Genomic DNA, 18800 nt, shown 5'->3' with positions numbered 1-18800 from the left:
GTCAGGCCGGCGCGGGGACGTCACGGAGCAGGTCGGCCGCCTTCTCCGCGATCATGATCGTGGGGGCATTGGTGTTGCCCCGCACCACGGTGGGCATCACCGAGGCGTCCACCACCCGCAGGCCGTTCACCCCGTGCACCCTGAGCCGGGAGTCGACCACGGGGCCGATCGAGCAGGTACCCGCCGGGTGGTACAGGGACTGCAGTTCACGACGGGCGAAGTCCAGCAGTCCGGCGTCGTCCGTGGAGCGGGGAACGCGGAAGTCGGCGCGGCGGTGCTTGCGCAGACTGGGCCGGTCGGCGATGTCCAGCAGCATCCTCAGCGCCCGCACCACCGTGGCGCGGTCGTCCTCGGTGGCCAGATAGTTGTGCAGGATGTGCGGATGGGCGCTGGGGATCGCCGACCGCAGCGAGACCTTGCCGCGGCTGGTGGGGGCGAGCAGGACGGCGCCGAACATGAAGGCGTGGTCGGTGACGGGGCTGATGCCCTCCTCGTGGAACATCACCGGGGTGGCGTGCACCTGGATGTCTGGGGCGGCCAGCCCCTCGTGGGTGCGGTGGAAGCCGCCGACCTCACCGACGTTGGAGGTGAGCGGGCCACGCCCCTCGGTCTCCAGTAGGCGCACATTGTCCGGCGTCTCGGCGGTCAACAGGGTTGCGGTATCGGTCAGATAGGAGAGGCCGACGTGCGGGTGGTCCTGCAGGTTCTCCCCCACCGGGAGGTCCACCCGGGGCGTGATACCGAGGGCCGCCAGTTCCCCGGCCACGCCGATACCGGAAAGCATCAGCAGCTGCGGGGAGTTGTACGCACCGGCCGACAGCACCACCTCCCGCTCGGCCCGCCGTTGCAGCAGTTCGCCGCCCCGCTCCACCTCGACGCCGCTCGCGCGATCGCCGTCGAACAGGATGCGGGTGCACTGGGCGCCGGTGAGCACCTCAAGGTTCGGCCGGGCCAGAGCCGGCCGCAGATACGCGACCGCCGTGCTGCAGCGCATGCCGTCGCGCTGAGTGAGGTGGTAGTAGCCGACACCGTCCTGTTCCGGACCGTTGAAGTCGGCGGTGAAGGGATGCCCGGCCTCCTGGGCGGCCGCCAGATATGCAGCCATCAGCGGGTGACGGGAGCGGCCCTCGCTGACGGTCAGCGGACCGCCGGTGCCGTGCCACGGTGACCGCTCGCCTTGGAAGTCCTCGGCGCGCAGGAAGTAGGGGAGGACGTCGTCCCAGCCCCACTGCTCGGCGCCCGCGGCGGCCCAGGCGTCGTAGTCACGCCGGTTGCCGCGAATGTAGATCATCGCGTTCATCGACGAGGAACCACCGAGCATCCGCCCCCGGGGCAGGAACCGGCGGCGGCCGTCCAGGCCCGGTTCACATGCGCTGAGGTAGCTCCAGTCGTACTTCGTCTGGAACAACTTGCTGAAGGCGGCCGGGACATGGATCTCCTGGGCATCGTCCGCCGGCCCGGCCTCGATGAGCAGCACTCGGGTGTTCTCGTCCTCGCTGAGCCGATCTGCCAGAACGCACCCCGCCGACCCGGCACCCACGATGATGTAGTCGTACACCCGTGTCCCCCTCCATCCGCCCTGTCCCGACCCTCTTCACCCAACCTGTGCAGGCGGGTCGCACCACACCGGGAAATCAGCCATTGTCGACGGGCGCCGGCCGGACCCGGGCCGTCGCGCGGTTCCCCGGTGGCGGGACGGGCGGAGCTCTTGCACAGGACGCCGACGGGCTGACGACGGAGCTGCGTTCGCCGTGATTCTTCGCAAACAACCACTGTCCGTTTTTGTCTGTGGTTTCGTGATACCTTCCTCCCGCTTCTTACGCCGTCATTACATCCATGGGGGGATCGCGGATGCGCCGTCGCCCTTCCCGGAAGGACCCCAGTGACATCCCGCGCCCGCAGTCGGTTACTTGCCCGTGTCACTGGAACCGGACCGCGGTTTCCAGGCCGACGCCACAAAGGGCTGCGTGACGCGGGAAGTCCCCGGCGTCCGGGCCCTGGAGACCGCGAGCGCCCCATCAGCGCCGGCCTCGCCACCGCTGACGGCACGACCGATACGGCACCTCTCCGCAACCGCGTCCCCGGAACGGCTACCGGAGCGCCGGCGAAGGCGCTGACGACGCCTCGAACGGCCCGGTGAAGCACGCCGTGTGACGGGCTGCCACCCCCTCACCGGCTCATCGGCCCCTTGCTCCTGGGGCCCGCAGACGCACGCGCCATGAACCGCGATGCCTGCCAACTCCCGTATCGGCACAGCACCTTCGTCCCGTAACCCACAGCTGACACCCGCATCGGTGTCACGTCTCCCATAGACAGGCTCATGAAACGAATATCCTGGGGGCACGCCGCCGTCATCGGCGCCTGCGCCTCGATCGTTCTCGCCGTCCCGGCCGCCGCCGCTCACCACTCGGCACCAGCAGCGGGCAACGCGAGCACCTCCCACGGTTCCTACCGGTCGCTGCGGGGCGACCAGCCGGCACCGGATCCCACCGCCGCCACGGCGACTCCCGCACCGGGCGATACGGCGAAGCCTTCCCGGGGCGTGACGCCCGAGGAGATACGCAAGGCTCAGGAGGCGGAGCGCTACTGGACACCCGAGCGCATCCGTTCCGCCGTCCCCGTGGACGCCGTACGGGACGGCGAGAAGCTCCCGGGCGTGCGGCCCGGCGCCGCTGCGGCGGGCAGCCGTTCGCTGTCGCAGCCGACCCATCAGGCGCACGCCGGGGTCGCCACGGTCGGGGTGTTCCTGTTCCGCAATGACGACGGAACGCCGACCCCCAACCAGTTCTGCAGTGCCAGTGCCGTGACCTCCCCGGCCAGGAGCCTGGTCCTCACGGCGGAGCACTGCCTCAAGAACGACAAGCCGTACCGCAACGTTGCGTTCGTGCCCGGGTACCGCGCAGGGGCTTCGCCGGCCGGGCAGGCCGGGGAGACCCCGTACGGCATGTTCCCGATGCAGCAGGGCAAGGTCTGGATCGACAGCCGGTACCTGTCCTCGTCACCCAGCGACGATGTGGACTTCGCCTTCCTGCGTGTGGGGCCCAACTCCCAGGGCCGGCTGCTGGAAGACGCCGTCGGCCGCGGCAACACCCTCACGGCCGTCCCCGCCGCGAAGCTGGCCCGCCGTGATGTCACGGTCATCGGCTACCCCGGTGGCCAGAAGACGCCGCTGCAGTGCACGAACGACACCAAGGCCTTCCAGGGCCGGTTCATGGAGATCAAGTGTGACGGCTATCGCTCCGGCGTCAGCGGCGGTCCGTTCCTGGAGGGCTTCGACGGCAGCCGCGGCAACCTCGTCGGCGCCATAGGCGGGTACAAGACCGGCGGGCTCCGCGACGACACCTCCTATACCTCGCAGTTCGACAACGACGTCTTCCGTCTCTACGACCAGGCGGTCAACGACGCGGTGCCGGACACCGTCAACCCCCTCGGCAGCGCCGCCACTTGGCAGAACGCCACGGCCTTGGCCACCGGCCGGTTCCATACCGGCTCGGTACGCAACAACACCGGTGACCTGATCGTGCGCTGGTCCGACGGGGAGGTCTCCCTCTACCCCGGCACCCGCACGTACGGCTTCGGCAGGGACATCCAGCTCGCCAAGAAGAACGAGCCCTGGAAGCAGGCGAAGGTCACCGCGGGCGAATTCACCGGCAACAACACCGATGACATCCTCGTCCGCTGGGCCAACGGCAGGCTGAGCCTCTTCAAGGACGTCAACGAAACCACCAGGCTCACCAACGAGGTCCAGCTCAAGGGCCCCAATGACACCTGGACGCACGCCTACGGCATCACCGCCGGCCGCTTCGGCGGCGGCAACACACGACGCGACGACCTCGTGGTGCGCTGGTCCGACGGCGAGGTGACCCTCTACACCAACGTCGACGGCAAGGGCCTGCACGCGGAGAAGCAGCTCGCCAAACGCAACAAGACCTGGCCGCACGCCCGCGACATCGCCACCGGCGACTTCAGCGCCACGGCCGGCGACCAGGATCTGCTCGTCGCGTGGTCCGACGGCGAGGTCACCGTCTACGAGCACCCCGCCGCCAAGGGCCTCGATGCCGAACGCCGGCTCCGGCCCGCGAAGTCCGTATGGCGTAACAGCAGCCTCGTCACCGTCGGTGCCTTCGGTGGCGGCACCCGCCAGGACGACCTGATCGCCCGCTGGCCAGGAGGAAAGCTCGTCCTGTACGGCGAGACCACCGCCACGTCCCTGGCCCGCGAACGCGTGCTCGTTCCCCCGCAGATCAGCTGAACCACCACGCCACGCGTCATGAATGCCTTCCGGTTCTCCCCGCAGAACCGGAAGGCATTTTCGCTGCGCACCGCGCCGTCGTCGTCCGCCGGACACATCATTTGGTCCCGCTGAAGATGCGCAGGTCAGGATAGCGAAGAGACTTGTGTGTATGGCAGAACAATCCCGAACGCGGGTTCGGTCGTCCACGACTGCCCGAAAGCACCAGAAGAAGACTCCGGAGAAGGACCCCGGGTCGGTGGCCCGCCGGGCCGCCGAATTGCTGCAGGGCCTGATCAGCCAGCGGGTCGAAGGTGTTTCCGCGGTACGGCGGACGGACGACGGCTGGTGTGTCGAGGTGGATGTGCTGGAGCTGGCGCGGATCCCGGATACCACGAGCCTTCTCGCCACCTACGAGGTGAAGCTCGACGACGACGGCGAGCTGCTCGAGTACTACCGGACCCACCGCTATCGACGCGGTGCGGCCGACCAGTGAACGCGCCGCGCCGACCACTGAAAGGGCACCCCAGATGACCACGGCGACTTATTCAGGATTGTCCGGCGAGGTAATCCCCTGCCCGCCGAGGGCAGGAACCCTGTACGACGTGATGGAACTCATCCTGGACCGGGGGATGGTCATCGATGTGTTCATACGGGTGTCCCTGGTCGGGATCGAGATCCTCAAGATAGATGCCCGCATCGTGGTGGCCAGCGTCGATACGTACCTGCGTTTCGCGGAGGCGTGCAATCGACTGGATCTGGAGCACGATTCGGGAAGCGTGACCGTCCCGGAGCTCTTCGGCGGCCAGGCCGCCAAGAGCGTCGGAAAGAGCAAAGCCAAAAAAGCAGCCAAATCAATTGGCAAGAGCGTCCGCTCCGTGGTGGGCGGGGACGACGACTCGGATGACGAATCCGAGGAGGAAGCACAGCCCGTGCGGCGGCGGCGCAGCAGTTCCGCCCGGTCCGGAGCAGCTTCCCGCCGGCGGCGCTCAGAGGAGGAGTAACCCGTGACGGAGGACGGCATCTACGTCTACGGCATCGTCCGGGCCGGCCACCCGTTGCCCCCGGACCTGGGCGGAGTGGGGGAGCCCCCAGGGGTGGTGGAGCACATCGCCGAGGGGCGGCTTGCCGCGGTCGTGAGCCAGGCGCCGCCGCAGCTGCGCGCCCGTCGCCGCGACCTCATGGCACACCAGGAGCTGCTGCTCGCCCTGGCCCAGGACGGGCCCGTCCTGCCCATGCGGTTCGGGATGGTCGCAGCGGACCACACAGTGGTCCGCCGACAGCTTTCGGACGCCGAGGAGCGTCATCTGGCCTCCCTGGACGACCTCGCGGGACGGGTCGAGATCAACGTCAAGGCGATGCCGGCCGACGACTCGCTCGCCGCGCTCGTCCAAGGGGACGCGACCATCCGCGGCCTGCGCGAGGCGGTGCGCCGGCACCCGAGCTACGAGGCGAACATGCGCCTCGGAGAGGCGGTGGCCACCGCGCTGTCGCGCCGGGCCGCTGAAGCGGGTCATGACATCGTGCGAGAGCTGACGCCCCGGGCCCGTGCGGTCGCCGCCGGGCCGGAGGTATCCGGGTGCCAGGTCAATATGTCGTTCCTGGTGGACCGGAGCGACAGCGCCGACTTCACCGCGGAGGCGGAGCGGCTCGCCCGGCACCACCGCGCTCGCGTCGCACTCCGGGTGGCGGGCCCGCTGCCCTGCTACAGCTTCCTCGAACCGCGCGCGCTCGCGGGCAGGACCGGAGGATGACATGGGGCTGATCAGCGGTGTGCTCACGCTGCCGCTCGCGCCCGTGCGCGGTGTGGTCTGGGTCGCCGATCAACTTGCCCAGGCGGCGGACCGTGAGCTCCACGACCCTTCCGTGATCCGCGCCCGGCTCGCCGCGCTGAACCATGAATTCGAATCCGGTCACCTCAGTAAAGAGGCGTTCGAACGTGAAGAGGAGCAACTGCTCGACCTGCTGTACGAGAGCTGACGGGCCGCTGGCGAGAGGCATCGCGCCCGGACCGACGGACGCACCGGAGGCCTGCCCTCACGAAGAGGAAGGAGTGACCACGTGACCGACGTCGATGAGAGATGGGCCGCTCCTCCCTCCAACGGCCCGAGCACCTCGAACCTCGCCGACATCCTCGAACGCGTCCTCGACAAGGGGATCGTCATCGCCGGCGACATCAAGATCGACCTCCTCGACATCGAGCTCCTCACCATCAGGCTGCGGCTGTTCGTCGCGTCGGTGGAGACGGCCAGGAAAGCCGGCATCGACTGGTGGGAGACCGACCCCGCACTCAGTTCCAAGGCAGCGCGCAACGAGCTGCGGGAGGAGAACCACCGGTTGCGCGAGCGCGTGGAAGCACTGGAGTCCGCCGAGGACGGTGGCTCGCCCTCTTCCGGGACGAAGGACACGGCCGGGGCGCGGACATGACGACGGAGCAGCCGGGCACCCCGGAGAGCGCCACCTCGACCTACGTCTTCGCCGTGTGCCGACAGCTCGACCCGGCCGCCCTCAGCGGGCTCGCCGGCCTCGCCGAAGGCTTCCCCGTACGCGGTCTGCGCTTCGGGCCCCTCACGGCGGTCGTCCAGCATGTCCCCGCCGCCGAGTTCACCGAGGACGCATGGCAGCAGCGGCTGTCGGACCGTGAAGCGCTGGAACACTGCGCACGAGCCCACCACGAAGTGGTGACCGCGGCCGCCGCCTGCGGCCCGACGGCACCGCTGGCGCTGGCCACGCTCTACCGGGGCGACGAGCGAGCGCGAGAGGCCCTGGGAGCGGACACGGACCGCTTCACCGCGGTGTTGGAGCGTATCGCGGACCATGCCGAGTGGGGGGTCAAGGTCTACCTCCCCGCGGCGGCCCCCACACCTTCCGCGACCGCACCCGCAGCACCCCTCCCGGGCGGCGACGGAGCGCCAGGAGGAGCGGGCCGCGCCTACCTGCAGCGGAAGCGGGGGCTGCGCCAGGCACGCGAGCATCACCATGACCGCGCGCTGCAGACCGCCGAAGACATCGATGCCGCCCTGACCCGCCTGGCCACCGCGACCCGCCGGCTGCGCCCGCACGGTCCGGAGTTGACGGGGGAGAAGCACCGCCTGCAGGTCCTGAACGCCACCTACCTGCTGCCGGCCGTGCGCGCGAAGAGACTGCTGGACTCCGTGGAGCGCCTGCGGCACCGCACCGGAGCTGAGGTCGAGGTATCAGGTCCCTGGGTCCCGTACTCCTTCGTCGGGGAGGTGTGAGCGATGTCCGTCGGGCAGCCCGTCCCCTGGGAAACACCGGGTCCGCTCTCCGGTCCCGTCGGCGTCCCGCTGGTCGACCTTCTGGACCGTGTCCTGTCCACCGGAGTCGTCATCAGCGGGGACCTGGTCATCGCCATCGCGGACGTGCCGCTGGTGCGGCTCTCCCTGCACGCGCTGCTCTCCTCGGTCAGCGAACGCGTGCCCGCGCCGTGGTCGGACTCGGGCCCGCTGTGAGGGAACGAACCGGTCCGTGCGAGAGCAGACTCGACATCGACCGTGAGCAAATGGGCCGCGACCTGGTCTCGCTGGTACTCACCGTGGTGGAACTCCTGCGCCAGTTGATGGAACGGCAGGCGATCCGCCGGGTGGAACAGGGAGACCTGAACGACGAGCAGGTGGAACAGATCGGGGAGACGCTCATGCACCTCGAAGAGCGGATGACCGAGCTGTGCGATCAGCACGGCCTGCGCCTCGAAGACCTCAACCTCGATCTCGGTCCGCTGGGGTCGCTCCTGCCACGCAATTGAGGACCCTCAGCGGGCCGCCCGGCCACCGGAGTCCGGTACGCCGTCGGACGGCCCGTTGCCCGGGACGTGCTTGCCCTTGGACCAGGCGACCAGCACGAAGGTCACGCTGATCAGGAGTGCCCAGGCGCCGATCTTCTCCACGGCCACCGGCTGCCAGCCGTGCAGCTGGTCGGGGTAGCGCCAGGCGCCGAGGTAGGTGGCGATGTTCTCCGCCAGCCACAGGAAGAAACCGATCAGGGCGAAGCCGAGCGCCAGAGGCATGCGATGGCGGGCGTGCCCCACGGTGAACTTCACCTGCGTCCCGGCCGTGGCCGCGATCAGCGCGACGGCGAGGGGCCAGCGCAGGTCCGGAAGCCAGTGATGGCTGAAGAAGTTCCCGTAGACCGCGACGGCCACCACCGAGGTGGCTCCGGCGCGGTAGCGGCTCAGCTCCAGATCCATCACATGCCAGGCGCGGCATACGTAGCTGCCCACCGCGGCGTAGAGGAAGCCGCCGTAGAGGGGCACGCCGGCGAACTTCAGCACAGCCGGCTCCGGATAGCTCCAGGACCCCAGCGCGACCTTCACCACTTCGAAGGCCAGCCCGATCACATGACACACCGCGATGACCGCGAGGTCCCGCCCGCTCTCCCAGCGGCAGGCCAGGAACACCACGGTCAGCAGTACCCCATAGACGACCAGCAGGTCATATCTGGCGATGGGCAACTGCGGCAGCGCCTGGGACACGGCCACGCCCGACAGCAGGGCGATGGCGAAGGCACAGCAGCGCGTCTCCAGCCAGGCGAAGAGAAGGGTCTGTCGCAGAAGGGTGCTCACGGTGGACATGTCTAGAGCGACGCAGGGGACCCGCGCACCGGTTGCCGCGGCCGTGTGGCCTGGGCCGTCGCCGATTTGGTTAACCGTGCAACCATCGCGGGCCTTTGCGAGTCCTTCACATGCCACACATTTCCATCACCATGGAGGGGGATCTCCCTTGCGTATGCGCCCCGTGACAGCGACGGCCCTCATTGCCGGCGCGCTGACCTGCTTCGTCGCCACCCCGGCTCAGGCCGCCGAGTACCACTCGGCACTGAAGGTCCGCGGAGTCCAGTACGACGCGCCCGGCCGGGACTCCAACAGCTGCTCCTCCGGCAACACCGACGAGGAGTACCTGACGATCAAGAACTACTCGTCCTCGGCGACCATCAACCTCAAGGGCTACGTGGTCAAGGACGCCACCGGCAACCGCTTCACCTTCACCGCCAGTCACTACCTTCAGCCCGGTGACTATGTGAAGCTCCGCGGCGGCCACGGCACGGATTCCGACAAGTACAACGTGGTCTACCGCGACAACTGCAACTTCATGTGGAACAACGACCGCGACACGGTCTACCTGTACAAGCCCTCCGGCAGCCGCTCGGACGTCCACTCCTACACCAAGAGAGGATCCGATTCCGACGGCAACGGCTACATCGGCTACCACGCCTGAGCCGGATGCCCGCGGACCCCATCTCCTCCGCGGAGGTGGGGCATCCGCACGGCACGGACGCGAGAGGGCCTGCCGCTGCGGTCCGACATCCTGAAGGCCACCGGCGTGGGGAGTGCCGGTCACGACCCGGCCGTCCGCATACGCTTGTCCGCCGCTCCGGCGCCGCACTACCTTGCCGAGGTGGACCTCTTCTCACGCTCCTGGACGGCGCTGCGCACGGCGGTCGCCGAACTCCCGGACAAGGACTTCGAGCAGCCGTCCGGCTGCACCGGCTGGCTCGTGCGGGACCTCGTGTGCCACCTGGTCATCGACGCGCAGGACGTCCTGATCACCCTTGCCACCCCCACCGGGACGGAACCGACCGTCAACGCGGTGACCTACTGGAACGTCGAGGACCAGCCGCCGACCGGCGCGGACCCGCTCGACGCGCTGATCGTCCGGCTGGCCGCCGCGTACGAGGAGCCGCGCCTGCTCAAGTTCCACCTCGACGACGTCGGCTCCGCCGCCGGGCGCGCCGCCGAGCTCGCCGACCCCGGCGTCCGGGTGAGCACCCGCGACGAGGTTCTCACCGTGGGCGACTACCTCACCGCGTACGTTCTGGAATGGACGCTGCACCACCTCGACCTGATCGCCTGCCTCCCCGACGCGGCGGAGCCGCCCACGGAGAGCCTGGCCCGGTCCCGCGCGATGCTGGAAGAGATCGCCGACGCCGCGTTCCCCGCATCGTTCACCGACAAGGACGCACTTCTGGTCGGCACCGGCCGCCGGGCACCGACCGACCGGGAGAAGGCCGCACTCGGCGAGCCGGCCGCGAAACTGCCGCTTTTCCTCGGCTGATACGTCCGCGGTGGACGGAGACACGAACGGACAGACGGACAGACCGGGTGGGTGCGGCAGGGCGCCCTGCCGCACCCGATCCGCCTCCTTTTCCTGCCCGGACGGTCAGCCGAGACGGGCGACGGCGCGCACCGGAGCGCCGTCGGCGGCCAGCCGGATCGGGAAGAGCGAGACCTCGACGGGCCGTTGGGCGGCCTGGGCGTCGAGGACGGGCCCCAGATTGGTGAGGTTCTCGGCGATGACGGCGCCGGCTCCGCACAGAAGGCGATGGGCGGGGAGCGAGCCGTCGCCCTGCGGATCGCCGGGGACGGGAGTGGGGTCGATGCTCAGGGCGTCGACGGCGACCGTGCGGACGTGCGCGTCCAAGATCACACGGGCGGCTTCACGGGTGAGCCAGGGGTGGGCGAGGTAGTGGTCCGTCCCCCAGTGCGCGGACCAGCCGGTGGCGAGCACCAGCACCGCCCCGGGGCGCAGCCGCTCCAGGGCGGGGGCGAGGTGGTGGGGCGTGAGGGCCGCGCGCGGCGCCAGGCCGCGCAGGTCCGCAACGACGGCCGGGCCGGTGAAGCGGTGCAACGGCACCTCGTCCAGCGTGGGCCAGCTGTCGTCCACGTGGAAGGGCGCGTCGACATGGGTGCCCGACTGCGAACCGAGGTGCAGACGCTGCACGTTGACGCCGTCGTCGGTGACACGGAGTGCGGCGTCGACCTCGACCTCGGGATCGCCGGGATAGACGGGCATACCGGTCACGAGGGGGACGGACAGGTCCACCCAGGCCGGCGGGCCGGTTGGTGGCATGGCGGTCGTTGTCATGGGGAGAGCTCCGGGGAGTCGGCTCAGGCTTCGGTGGGCGAGAGCTCCGGGAGGAGTCGGGTCAGACTTCGGTGGGCGCGAGTCCGACCGCGGCGGCATCCGTGCCCGGACCGGTGATCGGCGGGGCCGGGATGTCGAGGGTGCGGACGAGCCGGGCACCTTCCGGGCCGTAGGCCGCGCGGGGCTCGGGGAACAGCGCCAGCAGGGAGAGGAAGAGCAGCGCGGCGGTGGCCAGGGACAGCGGCAGGCTGATGTCGATGCCGTGCGCGAGCCCGCCGAGCGGCCCGACGAATTGGCCGGGGATGTTGGTGAAGACCACGCCGACCACCGCGGAGACCCACCAGGCCGTCATCCCGCGCCAGTTCCAGCCATGGGCGAACCAGTAACGGCCGCCGCGCTGCCGCCGGTTGAAGACCTGCAGGGCATCGGGGTCGTACCAGCCGCGCCGGGTGTAGAAGCCGAGCATCATCACGACCATCCAGGGAGTGGTGCAGGTGATGATCAGCGTCGCGAAGGTGGAGATGCTCTGTACGAGGTCGAGCCAGAAGCGGCCGATGAAGATGAAGGCGGTGGACACCGCACCGACCAGCACGGTCGCCTGCACGCGGGAGAGCCGGGGGAAGACGCTGGAGAAGTCCAGCCCGGTGCCGTAGAGCGTGGTGGTTCCGGTGGACATGCCGCCGATCAGGGCCAGCAGGCACACGGGCAGGAAGTACCAGCCGGGGGAGATGGCGAGCAGTCCGCCGACGTAGTCGGGGGCGCCGGGGTCGACGTACTGCGGTGCCTTGGTGGCGATGATGCTCGCGGTCGCGAGCCCGAAGACGAACGGCAGCAATGTCGCGATCTGGGCGAGGAACGCCGCGCCGACGACGCGGCGGCGCGGGGCGTCGGCCGGGATGTAGCGGGACCAGTCCCCGAGGAAAGCACCGAACGACACGGGGTTGGACAGCACGATCAGCGCGGCGCCGATGAACGACGGCCAGAACAGGGACTGGGCGCCCGCCTGCCCGCCGGCTGCGTGGGCCCCGGCGTACGAGGGGTCGAAGTCACCGGCGAAGGCGACCGCGCCGAGGAGGAAGAGCGCCGTGGCCGCGGTAACCGCGATCTTGTTGATGAAGAGCATGAACCGGAACCCGTACACGCACACCACCATCACCAGCCCGGCGAACAGCGCGTAGGCCACCACGTACGAGATCCCCGAACGCGGCAGGCCGAGCAGTCGGTGGGCGCCGCCGACCAGCGCGTCACCGGAGCTCCAGACCGAGATGGAGAAGAAGGCGACAGCGGTGAGCAGCGACAGGAACGACCCGACGATGCGGCCGTGCACGCCGAGATGTGCCGACGAGGCGACGGCGTTGTTGGTGCCGTTGACCGGGCCGAAGACGGCCATGGGACAGAGGATCAGCGCTCCGGCGACCAGCCCGAGAAGGGTGGCGGCGAGCCCCTGCCAGAAGGAGAGACCGAAGAGGACCGGGAAGGCGCCGAGAACGCAGGTGGAGAAGGTGTTGGCGCCACCGAAGGCGACCCGGAACAGGTCCAGGGGCGTCGCGGTGCGGTCGGCGTCGGGGATCCTCTCGACACCGTAGGGCTCGACTTCGGTGAGGGAGGGCGGGGCTTGCTGGGTCACGCGGACTCCTGCGGGCTGCCGGGCGGAAAGGGGCTTGCTCGGGTTGCTGATGGCCCGATGACCTGCAGTGTCCGGGGGAGCGGGGCAGTCATCAACGTGTCGGAAAACGAGAATGAGGGGTTGCCTCTTGAGTGATCGAACAAGAGGATTGGGCGATTGCCACAAGCCGGTGAGGAGGACGTATGCGAGTGACCGTCGGCGACCTGGGGCGGATCCCGCACCTGCGGCTGGCTCTGTTCGCCGGCGGGGGCGGGCTCGACCGTCCCGTCTCTTGGGCGCACGCCTCCGACCTCGACAGCGTCCATGACTGGCTGGCCGGCAGCGAACTGCTCATCCGGAACGGCCGCACACTGCCCCCACTGGGCGCGGACCAGGCAAGACTGCTGCGCAGCCTGGCGGACGTCGGCGCCAGTGGCCTGGTCATCGGGGAGGACCCGCAGACGCCGTCCCTGCGCGATGAGCTGGCCGCCGCGGCCGAGGACTGCGGCATCCCCATCCTGGTGGCCCCGTACTCGGTGGGCTTCGCCGCCATCTCCCGGGCGGTCGCGGACGCCAATTCCCGGGACGATGCCGCCCGGGTGGGTCAGGTCGAGCGTGTCTACGCCGCCGTCCGCGACGCTCTGGGCGGCGTACCCACGGAGTCCCCCGTGGCCCGCCTGAGCCGCGAACTGGGCTGCCGCCTGCTGCTGTTGGACACGGCCTCGGCCCACCCCGTGGATCCCTCGGCACCGGAACCCGAACCCGCAATGCGCGCGGCAGTGCTGGCGGCGGTCCAAGCCTGTGAGGGAAAGATCCCCGGCGTCCTCCGTCTGCCGTCAGCCGACGGCACCTCCCTCGCGGTGGAAGTGCCCGCCGAGGAACCGGCCCTCCTGGTGGCCGAAGGTCTCCCCAGCGCCTCGTCCGACACCTCGCTCCTGCACCACCTGGCCACCGTCGCCGCCGTGGAGGTCGCCCGGCATGCGATGGCGCTGGAACACCAGCGCCGGGTCCGTGGAGAACTCCTCGCCCACCTGCTGGACGCACGGACCGACGCACCGACGGCCCGGCAGGAACTGGAGGCGGCCGGACTCGATCCGTCGGTCTGCGCTCTCGTGGCCGCGCAGCACGGCGACGAGTCGGGCCAGCGCGATCTGCATCTGACCCTGGGCCGACGCCGCATACCCCACCTCCTGCTCAGACGGGACCCGCTGCTGCTGGCCTTGCTCCCCGATGACCCGGACGTGCTCCTGACCGTACGGAACAAACTGGGGCCCGCCGTCCTGCTCGGGGCGAGCGAGGTGCTCGGCGTCCCCGACCGGCTCCCGACGGCGCACAAGGAGGCCATGTGGGCGCTGACGCTCGCCGCGACGTCGGCGGAGCGGATCGCGCGGTACGGCGACGACTCCGCCCATACGGTCCTGCGCAGCATCGACGAGGCCCGCGTCGTGGTCGACCGGGTGCTGGGACCCCTGTTGGCGTACGACGCGGCACACCGAACGGATCTGGTCGGCTCCCTGGACGCCTTCCTGAACTGCCGCCGCTCCTGGCAGCGTACGGCCGCCGCCCTGAACGTTCACAAACAGACCGTGATGTACCGGATGCATCGGGTCGAACAGCTCACCGGCCGCACCCTCGCCACCACCGGCGACCTCGCGGAACTCTGGATCGCCCTGCAGGCCAGGGATCTCCTCGCCGGTCCCGCACGCACGGAGGGTCCGCACAACCACGGCCGCGCAGCGGGCGACTAGGCCGGCCTAGGCGCGGCGGATCCGGGCGGCCAGTACGTGGCCGACGCACAGATAGACCACGGCGGGCAGCCCGTAGTTGAGCACGGTCCGCACCCATTCGGTGTCCATGGTGAACAGATCGTGCGACCAGCCGGCCGACTGGTCCGCAGCGATCCGGATGACGATCGATCAGTGCTGCTCTACGGCTGCGCTGCGTCGGAGAGGCGATGCCGGCACGGATCAGGAGAGGCAGTGCGTATGGGCCTCGGGGCGGTGTGATGGTGTCGCACCGGTCGGCCTGCGCGGGCGCCAAAAGGCGGGATCACCCTCGCCGGGACGTACAGCCTGCTGCCCTTGTGCAGGCCGAGCGCGGAGGAGGGGCATACCGTCGCGCCTCCGGGGGAGTCCGGCGGGCGTCCATGATCAACTTCACCGTCGCACGCCGCGACGGCGGTATCCAGCCACTCGACCGCCACTAGTCGGCGCTGGAAATTCCTGCGATGTGGGCGCGGTAGGCCGCAATCTCGTCGTCGGTGAGTGCCAAGCGGCCGGGGCCGGCCTGGTCGGCCGGAAGCTTGGTTGCCTGGACCGCGGCCTGGTACAGCGGGCCGGGCAGATTCAGCAGCAGCTGTCCCTGCTCGGCGGTCTCGATCACCATCCAGGAGTCCGCGTTGGCGTCGTGGACGTCGGTGACCCCGATGGTGCTGATGGCGGTAACGGTCAGAACCGGAGGTATATCACTCATGCCACCTCCCTATCAGGCATGGCCTGCAACGGCGAATCGCCGTGGGCGACGCCTGAGCCGGCATTCGGTTTCGGTTCCGACGAACACCGCTACCGGCTCACCCGGCCCCTGCTCGAAGCCGAGATCCGCGCCTTCGAGGAGCGGTACGCCGTCAGGCTGCCCTATTCCTGTCGCGGCTTCCTCACCCGGGTCGGGGGCTCCGGGGCATTCGTCCGTCTCGTCTCACCGGGCCGTTCGCGGGTCAGGTCTGGTTCGACGACATGACCTGGGGGCTGCATCCTGCCCGGCCCCGACTTCCGGGACCGGTATCCGGCCTGGCGCGCGGCGTAACGATGCACGGCATGGGTGGGCGGGACCGCATGAGTATGTGGTCCCGCCCACCCGCGGCAGATCCCTGGCGTCAGTCCTTGAGAGCGTCCTTGCCCTTTTCCTTTGCGTCGCGCAGATTTCCCTTGGACTCTCGCACCACGCCGTCCGCTTCGAGACGCTCATTGCCGACCGTGCGGCCGACTTCCTTCTCCGCCTTCCCGGTCGTCTGCTCGGTCTTGGCCTTGGCCTTCTCCACGGCGCTCATGATGAGATCCCTTCGTCGGCGTCATCATTCCGCTGCCCGCGCGACTCCGGGAGAAACGGAGAAGTTTTCTGAGCGGCAGTCACCAGCTGTAGGGGACACCCGGCACAGGCCCACCGGCGAGACGTGCCCGGAACGGACTGAGTGGGTGCGGCAACAAGGCTGTTGCCGCACCCACTCGGTGCTGTCGACACGGGGGTCGTCGGAGCCGATGGCGCCGGTGCCGGCGCTTTGCCGTCAGGCGGAGCGGATCAGCGCCGGTGCCGGACCACCCTTCTAGCGGCCGAGGTCCATGCGGGCGCCGCCGCCGGTGTGCATACCGCCGACCGGCCTGTGGTGGTGCCTGTGGTGGTGGTGCCTGCACTTGTGGTGGTGGCGTCCATGCCAGCGGTGGCCGGACCAGTCGTGGTCGTGGTCACGGTTCCCTCTCCCGTGGCGGCCGTGGTCGTCGCCGTGTGCTGAGGTGGCGCTGACCGTGGCGCTGTCCTCGGCCGTGGACGAGGCCATCGCGCCGGGAGCGGTCACTGCGAAAACCGCGGTGATGACGGCTGAGGCGAACAGGGTGCGGGCGGTGCGCATGGGGCATGTTCCTTTCGGCCTACTGCGGAGGACGACACAGTGTCGGCCTTTGATCGCAGTAGCGACATATGACCCACAGTCAGCTGTCTTGTCACGGCGCACCACTTGAGCGCGTCCCAAAAATGCGCTTTATGGGTGGCGTGAGCGAGAAGTTGACTCTTCAAGCCGAACGGCGCGCCGAAGCGGAGTTTTAACCTCGCTCATCCCTTCACCCCGCCGACGGCCGGCCCTTCGCCGGTTGGCCGGAGACGGACCCGGTGGTGATCGACAGGGGCAGCCTCCGTGCCTCTGGGCGGCTCTTGGGCCGCCATCCGGGCATGGAGGGGGCGTGACTGTGCGAGCGAGCGACCGCGCTGACGGAATTCACCGACAGTAAGGGCGCGGCTCGCCCTGGTGAATGGCTCTACCGGACGCGAAGCTTAAATCCTTTCCTCATAGCTTCAATTTTTCCTCAAATTTGCGAGGCGCACGGAGAGCCGGATGAGTAATTGCCCGGTCGCGTCCTGCTACCGCTCCCACCTGCGGAGTCGCCCGTTCGTGCATCCCGCGGAATGTCCACAGTGGTGAGCTGCGAGTTCGGTATGCATTCCTTCAAGGAATATAACTATTCAGCCAACGACTCTTTGCAGGGCCGCGAATGCTCCCTACTCTGAGGCAAATTTTCAGCCGCCCTGTCTTGAAAGGCCTCCTATGGCAAGCGTTGACGAGATCGCACCCGAGAGGACACGCGCATCCGGCTCCCTCCGGAGGGATGTGGGGCTCATCGGTCTGATGTGGGCCTCGGTCGGCTCCATCATCGGATCCGGATGGCTCTACGGTGCCCAGAAGGCCGTAGTGGTGGCGGGGCCGGCCGCGCTGATCTCCTGGATCATCGGTGCGGTCGCGGTGGTGCTTCTGGCGCTGGTGCACGCCGAACTCGGTGGCCTGTTCCCGGTGGCCGGTGGCACGGCGCGGTATCCGCACTACGCCTTCGGCGGCCTGGCCGGTATGTCCTTCGGCTGGTTCTCCTGGCTCCAGGCGGCGACGGTGGCCCCGATCGAGGTCGAGGCCATGATCGGTTACGCCGGTCACTGGTCGTGGGCCCAGGGATTCCAGCATGCGAACGGGACCCTCACGACGAGCGGCTTCATCGTCGCGCTCGTCCTGATGGCGATCTTTGTCGCGGTGAACTTCCTCGGTGTGAAGGTGCTGGCGCACACGAACAGCGCGGCGACCTGGTGGAAGATCGCCGTACCCCTCGGGGCGATCTTCATCATCGCGGCGACCAACTTCCAGCCGCACAACTTCACCTCGCACGGCTTCGCCCCGTTCGGCGCCAAGGGCGTGCTCAGCGCCATCAGCACCAGCGGCATCATCTTCGCCCTGCTCGGCTTCGAACAGGCCATCCAGCTCGCCGGGGAGAGCCGCAACCCCAAGCGCGACCTGCCGCGTGCCACGATCGGGTCGGTCGTGATCGGTGCGGTGATCTACGTCCTTCTCCAGGTGGTCTACATCGGCGCGCTGCCGCTGGCCTCCTTCGCGCACGGGTGGGCCAAGCTGGACTACGCGGGCATCAGCGGTCCGTGGGCCGGTCTGGCCACCGTGGTGGGCCTGGGCTGGCTGGGCTGGGTCCTGTACGCGGACGCGATCATCTCCCCCGGTGGCACCGGCCTGATCTACACCACCTCGACCTCGCGCATCTCCTACGGTCTGAGCAAGAACGGCTATGCGCCCAGGCTGTTCGAGAAGACCGACGGGCGCGGCGTGCCGTGGTTCGGGCTGATCATCTCGTTCGTGACCGGCGTGATCTGCTTCCTGCCCTTCCCGAGCTGGCAGGAGCTGGTCTCCTTCATCACCTCGGCGAGCGTGCTGATGTACGCGGGCGCGCCGCTGGCCTTCGGGGTCTTCCGCCACCGGCTGCCGCACCACGAGCGCCCCTACCGCCTGCCCGGCGGCGGCGTCATCTCGCCGGTGTCCTTCGTCGTCGCGAGCCTGATCATCTACTGGGCCGGCTGGGACACCCTGGAGCGGCTCGGCTGGGCGATCATCATCGGGTATGTGCTGCTCGGCAGCTACGCCTGGTACGCGACGAAGAAGCGGCTGCCGAACGCTCCGCAACTGGACTGGAAGGCCGCGCAGTGGCTTCCGGTGTATCTGATCGGCATGGGCCTCATCGCCTGGCAGGGCGGCTTCGGCGGCCAGGGCCACATCCCGCTGTGGTGGGACATGGTGATCATTACGGTGTTCTCGCTGGGGATCTACTACTGGGCCCGCGCCACCGCCGTCTCGACCCAGGAGATCGAGCAGAACATCGAGGAGGTCGCGGTCGTGGACGAGGGTGGTCACTGACCGCACCATGACCTGACGACCGGCAAGCCGGTGCGTGCGGCGTGGTTTACCACCCCGCCGGCCCCGCAATTGGCCTGCGGGAGGTACTGCCCGGCCCAGAGGGCGGGGGGGGGGGGCTCCCCCCCCATAGCC

At 69.2% G+C, this 18800-nt stretch carries 21 protein-coding genes; 14 read left to right on the top strand and 7 right to left on the bottom strand.

The window, feature by feature from the left end:
• Position 1: 1 nt before the first annotated feature.
• Positions 2 to 1558 (bottom strand): GMC family oxidoreductase, encoded by a 1557-nt coding sequence (locus tag ACWGI6_RS05625; protein WP_453266282.1) that lies wholly within the window; start codon positions 1556 to 1558, stop codon positions 2 to 4.
• A gap of 762 nt (positions 1559 to 2320) precedes the next feature.
• Here ACWGI6_RS05625 and ACWGI6_RS05620 point away from each other — a divergent pair.
• The 9 genes from ACWGI6_RS05620 (at position 2321) to ACWGI6_RS05580 (ending at position 7997) form a co-directional block, all read left to right on the top strand.
• Positions 2321 to 4252: a trypsin-like serine peptidase gene (locus ACWGI6_RS05620; RefSeq protein WP_453266281.1), complete on the top strand. Its 1932-nt coding sequence runs from the start codon at positions 2321 to 2323 to the stop codon at positions 4250 to 4252.
• Between the two features lie 151 nt (positions 4253 to 4403).
• Positions 4404 to 4727: a gas vesicle protein GvpO gene (locus tag ACWGI6_RS05615; protein WP_453266280.1), complete on the top strand. Its 324-nt coding sequence runs from the start codon at positions 4404 to 4406 to the stop codon at positions 4725 to 4727.
• 34 nt (positions 4728 to 4761) lie between these two features.
• Positions 4762 to 5235, top strand: coding sequence for a gas vesicle protein GvpJ (gvpJ, locus tag ACWGI6_RS05610; RefSeq protein ID WP_453266279.1), 474 nt, complete (start codon positions 4762 to 4764; stop codon positions 5233 to 5235).
• A gap of 3 nt (positions 5236 to 5238) precedes the next feature.
• A complete protein-coding gene (locus tag ACWGI6_RS05605; RefSeq protein ID WP_453266278.1) occupies positions 5239 to 5985 on the top strand; it encodes a GvpL/GvpF family gas vesicle protein in 747 nt (248 codons plus the stop codon).
• A 1-nt stretch (position 5986) separates the two neighbouring features.
• Positions 5987 to 6211 carry a gas vesicle protein GvpG gene (locus ACWGI6_RS05600; RefSeq protein WP_244416569.1) on the top strand — a complete coding sequence of 75 codons (225 nt, stop codon included), beginning with the start codon at positions 5987 to 5989 and terminating at the stop codon, positions 6209 to 6211.
• An 81-nt stretch (positions 6212 to 6292) separates the two neighbouring features.
• Entirely contained in the window at positions 6293 to 6658 is a 366-nt protein-coding gene (locus ACWGI6_RS05595) for a gas vesicle protein (RefSeq protein ID WP_453266277.1), read from the top strand.
• A complete protein-coding gene (locus tag ACWGI6_RS05590) occupies positions 6655 to 7470 on the top strand; it encodes a GvpL/GvpF family gas vesicle protein (RefSeq protein WP_453266276.1) in 816 nt (271 codons plus the stop codon). Before ACWGI6_RS05595 ends, ACWGI6_RS05590 begins: the two co-directional genes overlap by 4 nt.
• A gap of 3 nt (positions 7471 to 7473) precedes the next feature.
• A complete protein-coding gene (locus tag ACWGI6_RS05585; RefSeq protein ID WP_453266275.1) occupies positions 7474 to 7704 on the top strand; it encodes a gas vesicle protein in 231 nt (76 codons plus the stop codon).
• Complete coding sequence (locus ACWGI6_RS05580) at positions 7701 to 7997, top strand: gas vesicle protein K (protein ID WP_453266274.1); 297 nt, start codon at positions 7701 to 7703, stop codon at positions 7995 to 7997. Before ACWGI6_RS05585 ends, ACWGI6_RS05580 begins: the two co-directional genes overlap by 4 nt.
• Before the next feature lie 6 nt (positions 7998 to 8003).
• Here the strand turns inward: ACWGI6_RS05580 and ACWGI6_RS05575 are convergent, their stop codons facing one another.
• A complete protein-coding gene (locus ACWGI6_RS05575; protein ID WP_453266273.1) occupies positions 8004 to 8822 on the bottom strand; it encodes a DUF817 domain-containing protein in 819 nt (272 codons plus the stop codon).
• A gap of 154 nt (positions 8823 to 8976) precedes the next feature.
• On the opposite strand from ACWGI6_RS05575, the gene ACWGI6_RS05570 reads away from it, so the two are divergent.
• Both ACWGI6_RS05570 and ACWGI6_RS05565 read left to right on the top strand, forming a co-directional pair.
• Positions 8977 to 9465, top strand: coding sequence for a lamin tail domain-containing protein (locus ACWGI6_RS05570; RefSeq protein ID WP_453266272.1), 489 nt, complete (start codon positions 8977 to 8979; stop codon positions 9463 to 9465).
• A gap of 180 nt (positions 9466 to 9645) precedes the next feature.
• The gene (locus ACWGI6_RS05565; RefSeq protein ID WP_453266271.1) at positions 9646 to 10302 is read left to right on the top strand and encodes a maleylpyruvate isomerase N-terminal domain-containing protein; all 657 of its coding nucleotides are present in this window, start codon (positions 9646 to 9648) and stop codon (positions 10300 to 10302) included.
• Positions 10303 to 10407: 105 nt separating this feature from the next.
• Here ACWGI6_RS05565 and ACWGI6_RS05560 read toward each other — a convergent pair whose 3' ends face one another.
• On the bottom strand, positions 10408 to 11112 hold the full coding sequence (locus ACWGI6_RS05560; protein WP_453266270.1) for a cyclase family protein: 705 nt from the start codon (positions 11110 to 11112) through the stop codon (positions 10408 to 10410).
• A gap of 61 nt (positions 11113 to 11173) precedes the next feature.
• Entirely contained in the window at positions 11174 to 12739 is a 1566-nt protein-coding gene (locus ACWGI6_RS05555) for a purine-cytosine permease family protein (protein WP_453266269.1), read from the bottom strand.
• 182 nt (positions 12740 to 12921) lie between these two features.
• On the opposite strand from ACWGI6_RS05555, the gene ACWGI6_RS05550 reads away from it, so the two are divergent.
• Positions 12922 to 14466: a PucR family transcriptional regulator gene (locus ACWGI6_RS05550; protein ID WP_453266268.1), complete on the top strand. Its 1545-nt coding sequence runs from the start codon at positions 12922 to 12924 to the stop codon at positions 14464 to 14466.
• 454 nt (positions 14467 to 14920) lie between these two features.
• Here ACWGI6_RS05550 and ACWGI6_RS05545 read toward each other — a convergent pair whose 3' ends face one another.
• Complete coding sequence (locus ACWGI6_RS05545) at positions 14921 to 15190, bottom strand: hypothetical protein (RefSeq protein ID WP_393904536.1); 270 nt, start codon at positions 15188 to 15190, stop codon at positions 14921 to 14923.
• 18 nt (positions 15191 to 15208) lie between these two features.
• On the opposite strand from ACWGI6_RS05545, the gene ACWGI6_RS05540 reads away from it, so the two are divergent.
• A complete protein-coding gene (locus tag ACWGI6_RS05540; protein WP_453266267.1) occupies positions 15209 to 15454 on the top strand; it encodes a hypothetical protein in 246 nt (81 codons plus the stop codon).
• A gap of 136 nt (positions 15455 to 15590) precedes the next feature.
• Here the strand turns inward: ACWGI6_RS05540 and ACWGI6_RS05535 are convergent, their stop codons facing one another.
• Both ACWGI6_RS05535 and ACWGI6_RS05530 read right to left on the bottom strand, forming a co-directional pair.
• Complete coding sequence (locus tag ACWGI6_RS05535; protein WP_453266266.1) at positions 15591 to 15764, bottom strand: CsbD family protein; 174 nt, start codon at positions 15762 to 15764, stop codon at positions 15591 to 15593.
• Between the two features lie 273 nt (positions 15765 to 16037).
• On the bottom strand, positions 16038 to 16340 hold the full coding sequence (locus tag ACWGI6_RS05530) for a hypothetical protein (protein ID WP_453266265.1): 303 nt from the start codon (positions 16338 to 16340) through the stop codon (positions 16038 to 16040).
• A 690-nt stretch (positions 16341 to 17030) separates the two neighbouring features.
• Between ACWGI6_RS05530 and ACWGI6_RS05525 the strand changes: the two genes are divergently transcribed.
• Positions 17031 to 18668, top strand: a complete 1638-nt coding sequence (locus ACWGI6_RS05525; protein WP_453266264.1) for an APC family permease — start codon at positions 17031 to 17033, stop codon at positions 18666 to 18668.
• Positions 18669 to 18800 lie beyond the last annotated feature (132 nt).

Source organism: Streptomyces sp. NPDC054786, assembly GCF_053611685.1.
The sequence above is the reverse complement of the archived record's forward strand: the minus strand, read 5'-3'. Positions and strand labels throughout refer to the sequence as shown.